Consider the following 17,868-nt stretch of genomic DNA (forward strand, 5'->3'; position numbering starts at 1 on the left):
CGACGAGCCGTGGCTATCAATAAGGGGCGGTGTGGCGACCCTGACCCGAAAGCTGTGGCCTGCTACTTTCTTGCTTTCTTGCATGCAAGGTGGACGTGGTCTAACGGTTGTGACGACATGCATGATTTGCTTCAGCGTCCGCTTGTATGGGTCTGAGCTGTTCATGCCATCGCTGTCTGGCAACCCGCTCGCGTCTTGCGTTCTTTCAGACTGACAAGAATAACCGCTCAAAAATCGTAGACGCGCTGCTTTGGTCAACGGTTCACCCGGAGCCTTGCTAAGTGCCTGTTGCGGGCCTCCTCATCGGCATAGTTAGATCGCACACGTTCACCTAAGTTGACGGACTACGGGGTGGGTCACACCGCTCCTACGGGGTCGATCCAATAACTTCGGCCGCCATGGCCAGCTATCTCGAGTTCTTGCTTTCTTGCTTGCAAGAAGACATTCGGTCGGCTCAGAGGCCTGATTGATTATCGTTGCTCTGCGGTTTTGGCTCGCCTGTCGCCGTGCGCAACGGCCGGCCAGTTTACTTGCAGCACTGAGCTAGGCGGATACATCGGCTGGTTTATAAATCTTAGCGCGGTCCTGAGTTTGGCGCTTTAATGAGAACAAGCTCAACACCCCACATTCGCAGGCGTCTAGGCTTCTTGCTTTCTTTCTTGCTTCCTTGCCGTCTGTGGGGCAAGACCATGAGGATGGGGGTGCACCCACATACCCGATCGGTATGCTCCCTTTGGAATTCAACGTGCGCGCATTTGCGGAGGCAAGAGAACTTTGGACGGTTGGCTAACCCTGTTCACGAGGGACGCAGGATCCCATGTCGAGCAAAAGCATCGCAGGGTCCTCTCCGCTGTGATGCAGGTTAGATACTCGGAACGCCATCTCCCCTGGAAAGCGATAACAAAATGCCGTTGATTCAACGTGTTACCTTCATAGTTCGCAGCCCACGCGGGAATAATGTCCATGGACTTGCTTTCTTGCTTTCTTGGCTGCTACGAAGAACTACGCCAGGAAGGCTTGACTTCTTTCCTCCCATCGCTCTTTAAAGCAAGCAGTGGAGGTGTCATGCAGGTCATAGTTCTTGCAAGCCAGAAGGGCGGATCTGGAAAAACCACGTTATCGGGCCATTTGGCGGTTGAGGCACAGCGCGGCGACAAAGTTGTCGTATGTGTCGATACCGACGCTCAAGGAGGGCTTACAGACTGGTGGAACGCCAGGAACCTTGAGACCCCAGCACTCTCGACCGCCGGCACCGGCGGCCTCAAAGCCCTGCTCGAGAAGCTTGCCAAGGCTCAGGTTGATTATGTTGTCATTGATACGCCGGGGCAGGTGAGTGCGGAGGCGCAAGCCACCATTCGCCTTGCAGACATTGTCGTTATTCCCGTGATGCCGTCGCCGCACGATTTGCGAGCCGTTGGCAAGACCGTGGACACTGTGGTCGACACCGGCCGACCAATGCTGTTTGTGGTCAATCGAGCGACCCAGAGAGCCCGCCTTACCTCGGAAGCGGCGGTCGTGCTTTCTCAGCATGGCACTGTGGCACCGGTGACTATCCACAGCCGCACGGACTTCGCTGCCTCCATGATTGATGGCAGAACCACGAACGAAATTGATCCCACCGGTAAATCGGCTGCCGAGGTTCGCGAATTATGGGCCTACATCTTAAAGCGACTAGACATGGAGAAGCGCAGTGCCGCAGCAACCTAATCGCCTTGCAGGCCTGGTCGCTACCAAAGGGGCAGGGCAGACCAGCCACGGCCTCGTTGAAGATCCCGGTCCTGCATTAAAGCAAGAAAGCAATGAAGCAGGAAGCCATGGTGTGCGGCCTGCGACCCCAATGGTACAGGAGGTAATGCCAACCCCGGTGGCCCGAAAGGCCGCTGCCGAACTAGGTCGTTCGCCTACTGCCGATCTCATAACACAAGCCAACGTGCCGCCGGGAATGCGGATGGTGCCTGACATGCCAATGAAGGTGGGGAAGGTGCCATTTAATTTCCGCATCAGCGCCGAGCTGCATAAGCGGGTAAAATGGGCTAGCGTAGGATCTGGGCGGTCGATTCAAGATATCGTCGAAGAAGGGCTGATCCGTCAGCTAGACATCATGGGAATGTGAGTTATAGCCGGAGTAGACGAGGAACTGAATTAGTAGTTGCCACTGGAGGTCTTGCGGGGTGCAGTATCACGCCCCGCTCGTTACAGTCCACGCGAGCAGCGGGGTATACTGCCAGAGCAAGTTTAAGGTTGCTGACAAAGCACTTGCGGAAGTTCTTCAGGTCACCAAACCCATTGCCGAACTGAGCTTTGATGGCGAGCCACGTGATAGGGCAGGGCTTTTCGAGGCTATGTAGTCGGTAGGCGAGCCATGCGTAGATATCCAACGCCATCGAGTTGTTGTTGATGGCCCTGATTGCGGCCTCTTCGAGTGGCACCGAGTGCTTCGACAGTTGTTCGTAAAATCCTTCGGAGAGCTTGGCAGTCTCGGCAAAGAGGCTGGGCTGCCTTTCCTCTCCGCTGTCGAGGAAAATGGCGGTGTCGACGATGTTCTGGTTGATCAGCCCGGTGGTCTTGCCGACCTTGATCCGCAGTGTCAGCCGGCAGGCGCTCAAGCGTTCAGCCTGTTCTCTTACGGCAGCGATCGACTTCCCCCCGGAAGGGATGCCCATACGATAGAGCCAGGCACGTAGACTGCGGCCCAGTTCGATTTCCCGTGAGCAGGTTCGAAGCGCCTCGGACTGCATGTAGAGCATTATCAGGCGTGCTCGTGAGCCGTAAGGAACGCCTATTGGTTCTGGAATGCCGGTTGGAGACGGGCGCATGCCCGGCTCGACGATGAGTGTGACGTGATCCCCGGTGATCTGCCACCCCTGTGCATCAGGTAGCTTTCGGTGGGGGAGCGCGGCTTGACACCACCCGCTGTAAAGAAAGCCTACACCATGTTGTTCATCGGCTAGGTATGCTGCTGCTGCTTCGACCTGCTCACGATCAAGGTCGGCGGCTAACGCGCCTTGCTTGCCTTTTGCTTCGATCAACTGATGCACTGTTCCCATGTTTCGCAAGATGCACGCGGCCGGTTTGGTTGTCTGTGGGGACTTTACCACCCAGGCTATTTGAAGAGATATTAGAAGGCTTCTATTAGTTTGGGTTGGTAAAGTCCTCGGGATAACTTCAGCTAAAGCGTTGATATTTATCGGAGTTGGTCATCGGAGCCGGGTGGTAAAGTCCCCAGCCCAGGGTGGTAAAGTCCCCAGCTATCGAGCTGGTGCATTTTGTCCGACTCCAGCTCACCGGCGAACGCTTGGATCAATGGGTTACGCGACTCGCGGGGTGGTAAAGTCCCCAGGTCGGGCGGGGAGGGGTGGTAAAGTCCCCGGCATCCGGGTGGTAAAGTCCCCACCCGGCTGCCCAGAGAGCCTTGCGAGTGCTTCGGCCCAGGCCATGGGCTGGAACGTTACTGCAATAATCGCTCCGCATCGAGCAGGTTTGTCGGCAGGAGACGGGCGATGAAGCAGTCAAGATACACGCAGGAGCAGATCCTAGGCGTGCTGAAAGAGATGCTTGTAAAAACTCCTGACGCAAGGTGCGCGGCGTGCAGCCGTAGCCTGGACGATGCAACGGAAGACTTACTCGCAACGGCGGGCGTGCGGATTGATTTGGGCTAGAACCGAAGACCTATCGGTATGCCTCCAAGTGACCGAGCGCTGGCGGTATCCGTGCCAGGCTGGGCGTGCTGGCCGGTGAGCGACGACGGTTCGGCCACCAGCGGCACATCTTTGCTGGCGCGTGATGGTATTCGACTGAACCACAAGCGTGTGTTCCGGCCCACCCGCGAGGAGACGCTTGGCGTGCGCAAGCGGGGCGGTCGGAAACGAGCATTGGGAACGCGCTCGCCAATGGTGTTGCTAGAGGCGGCCATCCAGCGCTGCTCGCTGGACTTCGTTCCCAACGCGATGTCGAACGGGGTCGGTTCCGAGTTCTGGCCGGCTCCACCGCAGGAGGCACGGTCGGTGCTGTGGCACTCCATAGCGCCGAGCGAGCCGCAGCAGACCGTATTCGGGGAGAGCTTGGACGGCAACACCCACCACTCGGTCATTACGTTGTGGCGGACCGTGTCTAAAGATGTGCCACGTCAGGGTGTGGAGGACCAGATTTCTGGTTCCTGTGAGCCGGCAACCATTTGGGCGGCTTTACCAGCCCAGCCGTTCTATTTTGCCTCAGGTGTGATGACCGGGCCCATGCAGTGTGGTCCGATGGCGGTCCACCATCCACTCTCACCAAGCATTTCAGCCGGAAAGGGTGGATGGCGATCGCTTAAACAACGTCAATGGTGACGTCCAGCTTGTTGGCGCGCTTCGCCAATTGCTGGCAGAACGCGCCCTCAAAGCTGGTTATCTGACGCCTAGCCGCGAGCTGCCGGAACCATCGGCGGCGGGGCAGGGGGCGGGGGCGCCGGTTGGACCATCACCGGCGCTGGTGGCGGTGGGGCCGGCTGCTGAGCACAGGCCGCGAGAAGCGCAACCGGCGCAACAATGGCAACCGTCGCCGCAGCACGGATCAGCCTGTGACGGGCAACGGTTCTAAAACTGGCAGCCATCCGGTCCTCCTTGTGTTGAGATGCACGTAGACAAGGTAAAAACTAAAGGCAATTCTCACCCAAGAGTCAAACTTGCAGTTGCGTGGTTGGCAGAGGTTGAGGAGTTGCAGTCGTGGACACACCATCGCGCAAGAATGATCTCAGCGCTCGACCGCCCTTATCTGACGCGCCAGCCCACGTGTCCCGGCGGACTACATTGGTAGGCGGCACAATGGCTTTCGCCTCGGCGCTTGCATTGGCGGCGTGCAGCACGGATCCGCGGCTGGACCCGATAGGTGTGCTCACGCCGCCGTCGGACGCCGGGCTGCGCCGGCTGGTTGGCAGGACCGGCGACCTGGTTGTCGCCGGCGAACACCTGAATGCCGGATTGTTGAGCCGTTTCTACGCGCGCCATGATTTCGAGCCCGTCTGGGCGACCCGGCGCGCACAGGCTGCTTCGCTGACGGCGGCCGTGCTGCGTGCCCGAGACCAGGGGCTCGACCCTAGTTTGTTTCATGCCACCCTGCTGCAGCGCGAGGCGGCACTGTCGCCGCTGCAGCGTGACCTGGTATTATCGGACGCGTTCCTGTCATATGCTGATGCGTTGGCCCGGGGCGCCGTGCCGGTTGAACACAGGCGAGATGACGAGGTTCTCGCGCCCGAGCCGATCGATGTGGCCGCTGTGCTCGATGACGCGCTTCAAACGTCCGATCCGGGGAAAGGGATCGAAGCCCTCGCGCCGGCGACACCGACCTACGTTGCCCTGCGCCAGGCGTTGCAGACATATCGCTCTGGCATGTCGGCGGGTAAAAAGGCCTCGGCCGACCACTTGCGCATGCTTGAGGTGAACCTCGAACGTCAGCGCTGGCTGCCACGGCGCCTGCCAGCGGACAGAGTATGGGTCAACGTTGCCGAGGAGCAATTGGTGATGTACCAGGCCGGTCGACCGGCCTTTACCACGCGTGTTGTGGTTGGCGAGGATGTAAGGCGTAACCAAAGTCCCGAGTTTCGCGCCACGATCGACGCCAGTTTTTACAACCCACCATGGGTGATCCCAGCTGACATCGCCAAGGCCGAGATCCTGCCGAAGCTGACGAGCGACCCAAATTACCTGACCCGGAACAAGATGGTGATGCTGACCAATGGTGAGGTCGAGCAACTGCCGGGGCCCGAAGCGGGGCTCGGCTACATTATGTTTGACATGCCGAACCGGTTCGACGTCTACCTGCACGATACCCCGGATCGTTATATTTTCAGCCGTGACAACCGCCGGATCAGCCACGGATGCATCCGGGTGCAGAACCCGCGTGAGCTAGCTGCCCTCCTCATGGACCGTTCGGTCGACGCCATCAACCAGGGGATCGCGGCAGGGGACACCACCCGAAACAATCTGCCAACGCCAATACCCGTATTTGTGGTCTACCAGACCGCATTCGTCGATGCCCGAGGGTCGTTGCAGTTTCGCCCGGACTTCTACAGCCGCGACGCCGCAATCTGGCGACTTCTGCAGGAACCATCCCAGCGGCGCGTCGTCATGGCGAATGACGATCATCGTGCGCCGCTATCGTATCTGTCACGCGTCGACTCACTCTGAGGTTCGCGGCTGCCCCACGTGGTCCCATGCAATTCGTCCCACCTATGGTTTCGCGCGCGCATTGCGGGCGACCGGTTGACTGCCGAACGACCCCATTAAGCTGCGATAGCCCGAGCCCGGTTCCTTGCCCCGCGGGTGTGGTCGTGAAGAACGGCTCGAACACTGTGGCCCGCGCGGCGGCTTCCATGCCAATCCCGGTGTGGGTCACCGAAATCTCGACGTAGTCACTGGCCGCGCCCGGACCATTCAACAGATCGACAGGCTGATTGCCCAAGCAGCATTGCAAGCGCCGGGCGGAAGAAACGGCCGGGCAATGATGCAGCCTGTGTGATCATCTGCCAACAATTCCAACGTCGATGTTCCACCGTGGCAAGCGTCTTGCATACAAGCTTGTTAGACCACATGGACCACAGCGTCTTGTCCGCTCCACCTGCCATCGATCGTATCATCATTGACGCCATTCTCGCCGGGCGCATCTCGGCTGGAACCCGACTTGGCGAACAGTCGCTTGCCACCTTGTTCGCGACCTCCCGTACCTCAGTTCGGGAAGCACTGATCCGGCTGGAGGCACGCGGTATCGTCCACATCAGTCCCCGGCGTGGCTGGTTCGTCATCGAACCGTCCTGGGAAGAAGCGCAAGAGGCATTCCAAGCCCGATGCGCCATCGAAATGGACATTCTGCGGACTGTCGCGACTGTTCCATCTGCCACGATTGCCGCCCTGCGCGACCATATCCGTCAGGAGCGAGCGGCCATTGCCGGCGATGATGTAGGCCTGCGCAGTTACCTGCTGGGCGACTTCCATGTCTGCATGGTGGAGGCGCTGGGCAACCGGATCCTCGCTGACATCCTCCGCGACCTCACCGCACGCACCGTGCTGATCTCGGCCTTGTATCAATCTACTCACGATGCGACGGAATCGTGCAACGAGCACCAGCAGATCGTGGACGACTTGGCGGCTGGCGATTTGGATCGCGCGGCCGCGCTGATGGTCGCACATATCGGCAACGTCGAGGCGGGGCTAACGAAGCGCATTGACACCGACCCCTTGTTCGATCTGCGGCAGGCGCTGCGGATCGAGCCAACACGCGCGGGGACGAACCCGCCACGCTAAACCATTATCATTTGAAAGGTTCCGCAATGACACCTGTTCTCACTACGCCCGTTTCCAAGCCATTATATCAGTCGCTTTTCGTGCAGGTCGTCTTCGCCCTTGTTCTTGGCATTATATTAGGGGCAGCCACGCCGGGCTTCGCGATCGGGCTGAAGTTTTTCTCCGACGCGTTCCTCAAGCTCATCTCGATGATCGTGGCGCCGATTGTGTTCTGCGTCGTCGTACACGGTATCGCAGGTGCCGGCGACCTGAAGAAGGTTGGCCGGGTCGGCGGCAAGGCCCTTCTATATTTCGAGGTGATGACGACGGTGGCGCTCGCCGTCGGGCTCATCCTTGCCTACGTCATCCGGCCCGGCGTCGGCATGAACATCAATACCGCCACGCTGGATGGGCACGCCCTGTCGAGCTACGCCGATAACGCGCACAAGCTGCAGGGTGGTGGTTTCGGCGGGTTCATCCTCAACATCATTCCCACGACGTCGTTCGATGCATTGGCCCGCAATGACGTGCTGCAGGTGCTGTTCTTCGCGATTATTTTCGGCACCAGCCTCGCATTGGTGGGCGAGCCGGCCAAGTCCGTGACGATCCTGGTCGACACGGTGGGCAAGGTGCTGTTTCGCGCTATGGGGTTGATCGTCCGTCTCGCGCCGTTGGGCGTGCTGGGCGCCGTGGCCTACACCGTCGGGCAGTATGGCGTGCACTCGCTGGAACAGCTTGCCTCGCTGGTCGTGGTGTTCTGGGTATCGGTTGCCTTGTTCGTGGTGGTCGTGCTCGGCACCGTGATGAAGGTGGCGACGGGGCTCAACATTCTTCGCTTTCTCAACTATTTCCGGGAGGAGTTGACCATCGTCTTGGCGACCGCGTCTTCGGACGCCGTTCTGCCGCAAATCATGCGCAAGTTGGAGCGCATGGGCATCAAGCCCTCGGTAGTGGGGCTTGTCGTGCCGACCGGGTATTCGTTCAACCTGGACGCGTTCTCGATTTACCTCACCCTGGCGACCGTGTTCATCGCGCAAGCCACCAATACGCCGCTCTCATTCGGAGATTTGCTGCTGGTGCTGGGGATTTCCCTGGTTACGTCCAAGGGCGCGCATGGTGTGCCTGGATCCGCGATCGTGATCCTGGCGGCGACGTTGAACGCGGTGCCGGCGATTCCGGCGATCGGCCTCGTCCTCGTGTTATCGATCGACTGGTTTATCGGCATGGCCCGGGCGCTCGGAAACTTGATCGGCAACTGCGTCGCCACTCTGGTGATCGGGGTATGGGAGCACGACGTCGACCTCGCGCTTGCCCAACAAGTGCTCGCGGGGGCCGTGGCCGTTGACTTGACACAGGATGCCGGGCCGGTCGGTGCCACCGCTGCGGAGTAGAGTTTGGCTGTTACTGGCACGGGCGGACGTCCTTCTCCGCCCGTGCCGGGGTTTTTTGGAGCCCTACAGCCGATTGAGAGGAAACGGTGGTCGGGGTCGCGCGTCCCGTCTGCATGACCCAAGATCCCAGAACCAGCGCACTCGCCAGCTTTCCGGACGAGCAGCATCAGCCTCGGCCTGGTCTTGAAGCGGACATGCGAACCAAGCCCGACCATGGCGAGGACAGTTATGTCGGCAAGGGGCTGTTGACCGGCCTGGCGGCGCTGATCACCGGTGGCGACAGCGGCATCGGCCGCGCCGTTGCCATCGCCTATGCGCGCGAAGGCGCGGATGTCGCGATTTCTTTCTTGCCGGACGAGCAGGTGGATGCGGCGGAAACGCAGCGTTGGGTGGAGAAGGCGGGGCGGCAGTGCCTTATGTTGCCGGGCGATATCCGCGACCCGGGATGGTGCCAGGCGTTGGTGGACAAAACGGTGGAGGCATTCGGCCGCCTTGACATCCTGGTCAACAACGCGGCTGCCCAAACCACGAATGAGGGTCTCGCCGACATTTCCGTCGCCAACGTCGAGGGCGCTTTCCGGGCGAATGTTTTCGCGCCGATTTGGCTGGTTCAAGCCGCCGCCAGACATATGAAACCCGGCGCGTCCATCATCAACACAACGAGTGTGCAGGCCAAGGTCGCAGGCAAAAGCATGATCGTCTATGCCGCCACCAAGGGCGCCATCGCGAGCCTGACCATAGGCTTGTCGAACCTACTCGCCCCTCAAGGTATCCGGGTGAACTGCGTCGCGCCTGGTCCGGTTTGGACGCCGATCCAGCCGATCGCGAAATCGCCGGACCAGATGGAGGAACTGGGGCAGAACACACCGCTTGGCCGCGCCGGTCAGCCGGGTGAATTGGCGGGCGCCTATGTCCTACTGGCAGCGCAGGAGGGGAGTTATATGTCGGGCGCGCTGATACCCGTCACCGGTGGCATGCCGATGCTGTGACGGCTGCGTTGTTGTGAAGGCCAGACCCGCCGGACGACGGCCCGCCCTGCCAGATAGGGCAATACAGCCGCATATCCATGGCGTGAGGCTCCATGGACATGTCGTGTTGTCAATTCGCACCCGCGTGATCGAAGCAGTCACCCCACCAGCCCGGCATCAATCGCGAACGGAAAGTGCCGCGCCGCTATTCGGCGGCGCGTGCCACGTCTTGATGCGTATCGGCCTTGACTGTCTGCAGAAACGCCGACAGTGCCGTTGAGACGTAGGATTGGGTGCGGCGCACAAAGACAGTGTCCGCTCTGCCCTCGTGGCCCGGCAGCGGAATGCAGGCGACGTCATATTTCGGCACGCAGCGCTCCAGCAAGGCACGAGGCAGCAGCGTCACCCCCATAGCGGCAGACACGCAGGCAAGGATCGCGTCGAAGGTGCCGTATTCCAGCACACGCACCACCGCCGCTCCCCGCCGGGTCAGCAACTCCTCCAGCCGTTGCCGGTAGGAACAGCCGCGACGGAGCACGAGGATGCGGACCTGCCTGGCGTTCGTCAGGAAATCGAGCCCGGTCGTGCCCGGCGCTGCGACCAGCACAAGCTCCTCTGTCAGCACTGGGTCTGCGATCAGGTGCGGATGGGCCACCGGACCGCACACGAAGGCGCCCTCCAGCTCCTGGCGCAGCACCTGTGCCAGGAGCTCGGCGGTCGTGCCAGTCCGCAGCGTGAGGTCGACCTTGGGGTATGCCATCGAGAATCGCGCCATCATCGGCCCCAGGCGCAGCGCGGCGGTGGTTTCCAGTGACCCCAGCACCATCGAACCCTGTGGGTCAGCTTCGTCGGTCACAGCTTGTCGCGCCTCTACCAACAGGGTGGTGACTTGCCGGGCGTAAGGGAGCAGCCGTTCGCCCGCCGGCGTCAGCACCACGCCTCTGGCATGCCGCTGGAACAGCGTGTGGCCGAGTTCGTCCTCCAGTTTGCGAATGCGGGTCGTGACGGCGGATTGCACGGTGTGCAGTGTTTCCGCGGCCCGCCCCATCGATAGGGTCTCCGCGACCTCGAGAAACACCTTTAGGTCCGCGCTCTGCACACCGTGCCCCCTCTCCCAGTCTGGGCATAGTATGGGAACGGGCCGCGCTGGCGGCAATCACTCATCTCTGTGGGAGATGTCTGCGATCTCCAGCCATCGCGCGCGGCATCGTTGCCTGCGGTCTAGGTCTGGGGCCTGAAAGAGCGGAGCCTGAAAATGCCCCAGTCCTACGCCATGATCGATCATACTTACGATGTCGTCGTGGTTGGTGCCGGCGGCGCAGGCATGCGTGCTGCGCTCGGCATGGCCGCAGCCGGGTTACGCACCGCCTGCGTCACGAAGGTGTTTCCGACGCGCAGCCACACCGTGGCGGCCCAGGGCGGGATGGCCGCGGCGCTCAACAACATGGGCGACGGCGACGATTGGCGCTTCCACATGTATGACACGGTGAAGGGGTCCGACTGGCTGGGCGACCAAGACGCCATCGAATACATGTGCCGCGAGGCGGCTTCGGCCGTGCTGGAGCTGGAGCAGTTCGGCGTGCCGTTCTCCCGCACCGACGCAGGCCGGATCTATCAGCGTCCATTCGGCGGCCAGACCCTGGACTATGGCAAACGGATGGCGCACCGCACCTGCGCTGCGGCAGACCGCACGGGCCACGCCATCCTCCACGCGCTTTACCAACAGTGCCTGCGCCATGGCACCGAGTTCTTCGTCGAGTATTTTGCGCTCGATCTGCTGATGGACGAGGACGGCGCCTGCCGGGGCATGCTCGCCTGGAACATGGAGGACGGCACGCTGCATCGCTTCCGGGCGCACCGCACCGTGCTGGCGACGGGTGGCTACGGCCGGGTGTATGCGTCCTGCACCGCCGCCCACACCTGCACCGGGGATGGCAACGCGATGGCGCTGCGCGTCGGGCTGCCGCTTGCGGACATGGAATTCACGCAATTCCATCCAACCGGCATCTATGGCTCAGGCTGCCTGATCACCGAGGGATCGCGCGGGGAGGGTGGCTACCTGACGAACAGCGCCGGCGAACGGTTCATGGAGCGTTACGCCCCGACAGCGAAGGACTTGGCCGGGCGGGACGTCGTCTGCCGCTCCATGACGGTGGAAATCCACGAGGGCCGGGGCTGCGGGCCGTTACAGGACCACATCCTGCTGCATTTGGAGCATTTGGGCGCCGATCTACTGGCCGAGCGGCTGCCCGGGATCTCCGAGACCGCCCGGATCTTCGCCGGGGTGGACGTGACGCGCGCCCCGATCCCGGTCATCCCCACCGTGCACTACAACATGGGCGGTGTGCCGACCAACATCCATGGCGAGGTGGTCACCCTGCGCGACGGCGATCCGGAGGCGGTGGTGCCGGGGCTGATGGCGATCGGCGAGGCCGCCTGTGTCTCGGTGCACGGCGCCAATCGGCTGGGGTCGAACTCGCTGCTGGACATCGTGGTGTTCGGACGCGCCGCCTCGTTGCGGGCGGCGGCGACGGTGCGGCCGGATGAACGCCAGCCACCGCCGCCGGCTGCCGCGACCGAGCAGGCGGTGGCCCGGCTGGATCGGGTGCGCTGGTCGGCGGGCGGCGCGGCGGTTGGTGGAATCCGCACGACGATGCAGCGGGTCATGCAGCGCCATTGCGCCGTGTTTCGCGACGGGCCGACGCTGGAGGCCGGATGGACCGGGTTGGATGGCGTGTCCCGCACGATGCGCGACCAGTTGGGCCTGACGGATCGCTCGATGGCGTTCAACAGCGACCTGGTTGAGGCGCTGGAACTGGACAACATGCTGGCGCAAGCGCGGGTGAGCCTCGGCTCCGCGATCGCCCGCACGGAAAGCCGCGGCGCGCATGCCCGGGAGGACCACCCGAAGCGCGATGACGAGCACTGGCTGAAGCATTCGCTAGCCTTCCTGTCCGGCGACACGGTGCGGATGGAATATCGACCGGTTCACCTGCACACCTTGTCCGACGAGGTTGCGTCCATTCCGCCGAAGGAGCGCGTTTACTGATGAGCCACTCTGGTTCGGCACGGCAAACAGGCGGTGACCTCGCGACATGGCGGCTCACGGTCTCCGGGCTGTGCGCAAGCCTGATCGGCATCGGCCTGGCGCGGTTTGCCTACACCCCGCTACTGCCCGCCATCGTGGGGGCCGGGTGGTTCGGCGGCGCGACCGCGGCCTATCTGGGGGCGGCCAACCTTGCCGGCTACCTGGCGGGTGCGCTGCTGGCGGGACCATTGGCGGCCAGGCTCGGCGCCCGCGGCGTTCTGCGCGGCGGCATGCTCGCAGCGTCCGTCGCCTTCTTCGCCTGCGGGTGGCCGGTGGATTTCGCCTGGTTCTTCGCCTGGCGCTTTCTCTCCGGTATGGCCGGCGGGGCGGTAATGGTGCTGGCCGCGCCAACCGTGCTGCCCCATGTGGCGCCATCCCGCCGCGGGTTGGTGAGCGGAACGATCTTCATGGGCGTTGGCCTGGGTGTTGCGGCATCCGGCACGCTTGTGCCGCTACTGCTGCGTCAGGGCCTGCAACAGACCTGGTTCGGGCTTGGCGTGCTGGCGTTGGTGCTGACACTGGTCGCCTGGGGCGGTTGGCCGCGACCGGCGCCAGCGACGGCGGCTCCCGGTCGTTCGGTGCGGCACCGCATTCCGCGCCGCGCCCTGTGGAGCGTCACCATCCAGTATGGGCTGAATGCCTTTGGCCTGGTGCCGCACATGATTTTCCTGGTGGATTATGTCGCCCGTGGTCTTGGCCAGGGCGTCACCGTCGGCGCCGAATATTGGGTCATCTTTGGGCTGGGCGCAGTGGTCGGCCCGCTTGTCACGGGCCATGTCGCGGACCGGATCGGCTTCGTGCCGACGCTGCGGCTGGCCTACCTGGTCGAAGCGGCGGCGGTCGCGCTGCCTTTGATGGGGTATGGTGCCACGGGGCTCATCGTCTCGTCCTTCGTGGTGGGGGCGTTCACGCCGGGCATCGTGCCGCTGATGCTTGGCCGCATTCATGAAATCATGCAGCACCATCCGGCCCTGCAGAAGCGAGCCTGGGGCATGGCGACGATTAGTTTCGCCATCATGCAGGCGACGGGTGCGTATGGCATGTCGTTCCTGTTCGTGCGGTCCGGCGGCGATTATGGACTTCTATTTACCCTGGGGGCCGGCGCGATGCTGGTGGCGTTGATGGTCGAACTCTCCGTCTCCGCCGTGTTCGGCCGTCGGAGCGAGGATAACTTGTAGCCCAAGCTTCGCCGGCTCGTTCTCCCCGCTGAGGATCGCTGCGCGGTCGTTCAACGCGGACGTGATGGCCGCAACCTGGCGTTTGATCTCGTCGGCATGTTCCACCAACCATACCGGGGACTGATCCCGCACGGTCTGGCGCAGCAGATTGGCGTGTCCGGCCAGCGACATATCAATTCGCAGAGGCTTCACCAGCGTGTCGGCCTCCTGCCGATGGCGCTGGGCGATCCGGTCGGTTTCGGGCACTGGCTGAGACCGAATGCGGCCAGCGACCCCAATGATGTCGCCCACCAAAGACTCCAGAATCCGGGCTTGTTTCAACGCCGCCGGGTCGGGCCGAGGGTTCGCCCGCCATCCGGGCCTCGCCAAGAATGGCGGCCACACCGTGCCTGACGAGCAAGTCGTCTGCCCTGAGCTAGTTTTCCGTCCGGTAGAAGTTGTAGCCCCAACCATCGAATAAATTGACAGCCGTTTGGCCTATAGGATCGAGGTCGTAGAACTTGGGCGGCTCAGGTTCATTCACTTGAGCGGCTCTAATCCGGTATTGGCGTTCATCGGAATGGTCCCGATCGTTTGGCCGCCGATGTTGAATGGCTGACCGACCGCCGCGTTGGGCGCGGACACCAATCCGTTGTCGGCCATGCGTTCGTCCTTCGGCAAAACGAGTATCTTCAGGTTGTTCAGCATGTGGTTCCGCTATCCCAGGTGAGGGCGTTCGAGGCGTCGCGCACGTTGCCGGCCAAAGGCGGCGGTGGCAGCGTGTTGTCCGCACTCTGCCGGACCGAATACGCGGCTTGCCCGACCAAGACCGTGCCCGTCGCCCGGGGCACGGGCGCCAACGACCTGAACGACGTGGCGGCGAAGCTCGCTGCGGCCACGGATAGGCCATTCACGCTGGGAGAATTGCACTACTATGCTTGACCCGGCGTGAAACGGCACAGAGACCTGTCACGCCGCCCCCCTCTGCAATGCTGTTGCGAAGGATTTCCATGCACCGTCGAAACCTCCTGCAGGCAGCCGGGTCCGCTGCCCTGGCCGCTCCGTTCTTCGTCCGACACGCCGTTGCACAGGCTTCCGGCCGAACGCTCCGTTTCGTGCCGTCGAGCGATATCGGGAACCTGGACCCGATTTGGGGCACCGCCTACCCGGTGCACAACGCGGCGTTGATGGTGTGGGATACGTTGTATGGGGTGGACGCCCATAATGTACCGCAGCGGCAAATGGTGGAATCGGAGGAAAGCTCAGCTGACGGGCTGACATGGACGTTCCGCCTGCGGCCCAGATTGACGTTTCATGACGGGCAGCCCGTGCTCGCCAAGGATGCGGTGGCCAGTCTGCGGCGCTGGGCCGCCCGCGACGTGATGGGCCAGGTGATCGCCGAGCAGCAGGCGGACCTGGTCGCATTGGACGACCGCAGCTTTCGTTGGACGCTGAAGCGCCCGTTTCCGAAGATGCTCTACGCGCTCGGCAAGTCGAACACGCCCTGCACCTTCATCATGCCAGAGCGTATCGCGAAAACCGACCCCTTCAAGATCATCACCGAATACATCGGCAGCGGACCCATGCGCTTCGTGGCCGCCGAGTGGCAGCAGGGCGCCAAAGTCGTGTTCGAGCGTTTTGCCGAATACGTGCCACGCGACGAGCCGTCGTCCTGGATGGCAGGCGGCAAGCGCATGGGCGTCGACCGCATCGAGTGGGTCATCATTCCGGACGGAGCGACCGCGGCCGGTGCCCTGCGCGCGGGTGAGGTGGATTGGCTGGAGGCACCGGTGCCCGACCTCGTGCCGCAACTTGCGCAAAGCCCGAGCGTGCGGACCGGGATTGCCAACGATCTGGGCGTGGTGTCCGGGATCCGGCTCAACCACCTGCTGCCGCCCTTCGACGACGTCCGGGTGCGCCGGGCGATCCTGACGGCGGTGCACCAGGATGACTACCTGAGTGCCATGGTGGGGGACGACCCGAGCCTGCGCAAGCCGATGAACGGCTTCTTCACGGCCGGCACCGCCTTATACACGGCGGCTGGGGGCGACGTGCTGCGCCGTGGCGGCGACGTGGACGCGGCGAAAGCGATGCTGGCGCAAGCCGGCTACGACGGTCGCCGCATCGCCATGCTGATCGCGCAGGACCAGTTCGTCGCCAAGGCGAGCGGCGACGTGGCCGCCGACATGTTCCGGCGCATCGGCCTCAACGCCGACTACATCGCGACCGATTTCGCGACGATCCAGGCACGCCGGGTCAACAAGCGCACACCGCCGGAGCAGGGCGGCTGGCACAGCTTCCAGGTGAGCCATGCGGGCGTCGACTGCATCAACCCGGCCGCCTATCTCGGCCTGCGCGCCAACGGTGAGAAGGCCTGGTTCGGATGGCCGTCCAGCCCAGCCGTAGAGGCGGGTATCGCCGATTGGTATCAGTCGACGACCTTGGCGGAGGAGCAGGCGATCGCAACCCGCATCAACGAGGCCGCGCTGAACGACGTCGTGTTCGTGCCAACCGGGTTCTTCCTGGCCAAGCAGGCCTGGCGGGCCAATTTGTCCGGGGTTATGGCGGCACCCTTCCCGATGTTCTGGGGCGTATCGAAGGCATGACGACGGTGACGGACCACAAGCGGCAGATGCACTTGAACCTGTTCATCCAGGGTGTGGGCCATCACGAGGCCGCCTGGCGGCATCCCGGGACGGACCCGTGGAACATGATGGACATCCGCTATTACCAGACGCTCGCCCGCGAGGCGGAGGCGGCGAAGTTCGACGCGGTCTTCATCGCCGACGCGCTGGCCATCAACAGCAACGTCCAGTATGGCCCGTTCAACAATTTCTTCGAACCGTTCACGCTGCTTGCCGCAATCGCCGCCACGACGGAGCGGATCGGCGTAATCGGCACCGCCTCCACCACCTACAGCGAGCCCTATGACGTAGCGCGCAAGTTTGCCTCTCTCGACCGGGTCAGCAATGGGCGCGCCGGGTGGAATATCGTCACCTCCGGCAACGAACATGCAGCCCAGAATTTCGGGCAGGACGCCCATATGCCGCATGCCGAGCGCTACGCCCGGGCGACCGAGTTCCTGGAGGTGACAACGGCGCTTTGGGACAGCTGGGAAGCCGACGCGCTGGTCGCCGACCGGGCTGGCGGCGTGTTCGTGGACCGGAGCAAGGTGCATGCCATCAAGCATCGGGGACCGTTCTTCCAGGTGGACGGCCCGCTGGACTTTCCGCGGCCGCCGCAGGGCTGGCCGGTGCTGGTGCAAGCCGGATCGTCGGAAAGCGGGCGGGCGTTCGCGGCGCAATTCGCGGAGGCGATCTACACCGCGCAGAACCGGCTGGAGGATGCACAGGCGTTCTATGCCGACGTGAAAACCCGTATGCGCAGCTACGGGCGCACGCCTGACCAGCTATGCATCCTGCCTGGCATCGCGCCCATCATCGGTCGCACGGCGGCAGAGGCAAAGGCTCGTGAGGCGGAGCTTAACCAGTACATCGTTCCGCAATACGGGCTGACCCAGTTGTCACAGCATTTCAACATCGACCTGTTCGCCTATCCGCTGGACGGCCCGATGCCGGAGTTGCCGGCGCCGGAGTCGATCAACGGGGGGCGCAGCCGGGCGCAGATCTACATGGACATGGCCCGTCGCGGGAACCTGACGATACGGCAGCTCATTCAGGCGATCGCCTTCGCCCGCGGTCATGACACGTTTGCCGGCACCCCGATGGAGATTGCCGACCACATGGAGCAATGGTTCACCAGTGGCGCCTGCGACGGCTTCAACCTGCTCGGCCCCACATTGCCGGCCGACTTCCACGCCTTCGTCGCGTTGGTGCTGCCGGAGTTGCGCCGCCGCGGGCTGTTTCGCACGGAGTACGAAGGCACCACGCTGCGCGACCATTTCGGCCTGCGCGTCCCGGCGAACCGGTTCGCGCCCGCGCCTGTCATGGGCGTCGAGTGACGCCTAGGCGGGCTCCGTTCGAAGCCCACCGCGCGTTCGAGACTTTG

The 17,868-nt window shown here is 62.9% G+C and carries 16 protein-coding genes and 1 pseudogene; 12 read left to right on the top strand and 5 right to left on the bottom strand.

What is annotated here, in order from left to right; translation table 11 throughout:
• Positions 1-963: 963 nt before the first annotated feature.
• Both GSQ76_RS23515 and GSQ76_RS23520 read left to right on the top strand, forming a co-directional pair.
• The gene (locus GSQ76_RS23515; protein WP_254070597.1) at positions 964-1,707 is read left to right on the top strand and encodes a ParA family protein; all 744 of its coding nucleotides are present in this window, start codon (positions 964-966) and stop codon (positions 1,705-1,707) included.
• Positions 1,691-2,113, top strand: coding sequence for a hypothetical protein (locus GSQ76_RS23520; protein ID WP_158746545.1), 423 nt, complete (start codon positions 1,691-1,693; stop codon positions 2,111-2,113). The genes GSQ76_RS23515 and GSQ76_RS23520 overlap by 17 nt, the downstream gene beginning before the upstream one ends.
• A gap of 1 nt (position 2,114) precedes the next feature.
• Here the strand turns inward: GSQ76_RS23520 and GSQ76_RS23525 are convergent, their stop codons facing one another.
• Complete coding sequence (locus tag GSQ76_RS23525) at positions 2,115-3,038, bottom strand: replication protein RepA (protein ID WP_335904931.1); 924 nt, start codon at positions 3,036-3,038, stop codon at positions 2,115-2,117.
• Positions 3,039-3,621: 583 nt separating this feature from the next.
• On the opposite strand from GSQ76_RS23525, the pseudogene GSQ76_RS32090 reads away from it, so the two are divergent.
• Together GSQ76_RS32090 and GSQ76_RS23535 are read left to right on the top strand one after the other, a co-directional pair.
• Positions 3,622-4,070: pseudogene (locus GSQ76_RS32090) on the top strand (IS3 family transposase); the annotation flags it as partial.
• 732 nt (positions 4,071-4,802) lie between these two features.
• Positions 4,803-6,164, top strand: coding sequence for a L,D-transpeptidase family protein (locus GSQ76_RS23535; RefSeq protein ID WP_158746548.1), 1,362 nt, complete (start codon positions 4,803-4,805; stop codon positions 6,162-6,164).
• Here GSQ76_RS23535 and GSQ76_RS32390 read toward each other — a convergent pair.
• A complete protein-coding gene (locus GSQ76_RS32390; protein WP_335904932.1) occupies positions 6,103-6,450 on the bottom strand; it encodes an ATP-binding protein in 348 nt (115 codons plus the stop codon). The genes GSQ76_RS23535 and GSQ76_RS32390 overlap by 62 nt on opposite strands.
• A 131-nt stretch (positions 6,451-6,581) precedes the next feature.
• Between GSQ76_RS32390 and GSQ76_RS23545 the strand changes: the two genes are divergently transcribed.
• The 3 genes from GSQ76_RS23545 to GSQ76_RS23555 all read left to right on the top strand — a co-directional run bounded on the left by GSQ76_RS23545 (position 6,582) and on the right by GSQ76_RS23555 (position 9,636).
• The gene (locus GSQ76_RS23545; RefSeq protein WP_216851253.1) at positions 6,582-7,277 is read left to right on the top strand and encodes a GntR family transcriptional regulator; all 696 of its coding nucleotides are present in this window, start codon (positions 6,582-6,584) and stop codon (positions 7,275-7,277) included.
• Positions 7,278-7,303: 26 nt separating this feature from the next.
• A complete protein-coding gene (gene dctA, locus GSQ76_RS23550) occupies positions 7,304-8,647 on the top strand; it encodes a C4-dicarboxylate transporter DctA (RefSeq protein ID WP_158746550.1) in 1,344 nt (447 codons plus the stop codon).
• Between the two features lie 113 nt (positions 8,648-8,760).
• Positions 8,761-9,636 carry an SDR family oxidoreductase gene (locus GSQ76_RS23555; RefSeq protein ID WP_158746551.1) on the top strand — a complete coding sequence of 292 codons (876 nt, stop codon included), beginning with the start codon at positions 8,761-8,763 and terminating at the stop codon, positions 9,634-9,636.
• Between the two features lie 184 nt (positions 9,637-9,820).
• On the opposite strand, the gene GSQ76_RS23560 is transcribed toward GSQ76_RS23555, so the two are convergent.
• Positions 9,821-10,693, bottom strand: coding sequence for a LysR substrate-binding domain-containing protein (locus tag GSQ76_RS23560; protein WP_254070599.1), 873 nt, complete (start codon positions 10,691-10,693; stop codon positions 9,821-9,823).
• 177 nt (positions 10,694-10,870) lie between these two features.
• Between GSQ76_RS23560 and sdhA the strand changes: the two genes are divergently transcribed.
• Positions 10,871-12,664 (top strand): succinate dehydrogenase flavoprotein subunit, encoded by a 1,794-nt coding sequence (sdhA, locus tag GSQ76_RS23565; protein WP_158746553.1) that lies wholly within the window; start codon positions 10,871-10,873, stop codon positions 12,662-12,664.
• Entirely contained in the window at positions 12,664-13,881 is a 1,218-nt protein-coding gene (locus tag GSQ76_RS23570; protein WP_158746554.1) for a YbfB/YjiJ family MFS transporter, read from the top strand. Before sdhA ends, GSQ76_RS23570 begins: the two co-directional genes overlap by 1 nt.
• Here GSQ76_RS23570 and GSQ76_RS23575 read toward each other — a convergent pair.
• Both GSQ76_RS23575 and GSQ76_RS23580 read right to left on the bottom strand, forming a co-directional pair.
• Positions 13,786-14,172: a hypothetical protein gene (locus tag GSQ76_RS23575; protein ID WP_158746555.1), complete on the bottom strand. Its 387-nt coding sequence runs from the start codon at positions 14,170-14,172 to the stop codon at positions 13,786-13,788. The two genes, GSQ76_RS23570 and GSQ76_RS23575, sit on opposite strands and share 96 nt — an antisense overlap.
• Positions 14,173-14,400: 228 nt before the next feature.
• A complete protein-coding gene (locus GSQ76_RS23580) occupies positions 14,401-14,568 on the bottom strand; it encodes a hypothetical protein (protein WP_158746556.1) in 168 nt (55 codons plus the stop codon).
• Between GSQ76_RS23580 and GSQ76_RS23585 the strand changes: the two genes are divergently transcribed.
• The 3 genes from GSQ76_RS23585 (at position 14,569) to GSQ76_RS23595 (ending at position 17,821) form a co-directional block, all read left to right on the top strand.
• Positions 14,569-14,802: a hypothetical protein gene (locus GSQ76_RS23585; protein ID WP_158746557.1), complete on the top strand. Its 234-nt coding sequence runs from the start codon at positions 14,569-14,571 to the stop codon at positions 14,800-14,802.
• A gap of 68 nt (positions 14,803-14,870) precedes the next feature.
• Positions 14,871-16,466: an ABC transporter substrate-binding protein gene (locus tag GSQ76_RS23590; protein WP_158746558.1), complete on the top strand. Its 1,596-nt coding sequence runs from the start codon at positions 14,871-14,873 to the stop codon at positions 16,464-16,466.
• The gene (locus GSQ76_RS23595; RefSeq protein ID WP_158746559.1) at positions 16,463-17,821 is read left to right on the top strand and encodes an LLM class flavin-dependent oxidoreductase; all 1,359 of its coding nucleotides are present in this window, start codon (positions 16,463-16,465) and stop codon (positions 17,819-17,821) included. Before GSQ76_RS23590 ends, GSQ76_RS23595 begins: the two co-directional genes overlap by 4 nt.
• The last annotated feature ends 47 nt before the right edge of the window (positions 17,822-17,868 follow it).

The organism is Acidisphaera sp. L21 (assembly GCF_009765685.1).
In the GTDB taxonomy this organism is placed as follows: Bacteria; Pseudomonadota; Alphaproteobacteria; order Acetobacterales; family Acetobacteraceae; genus LMUY01.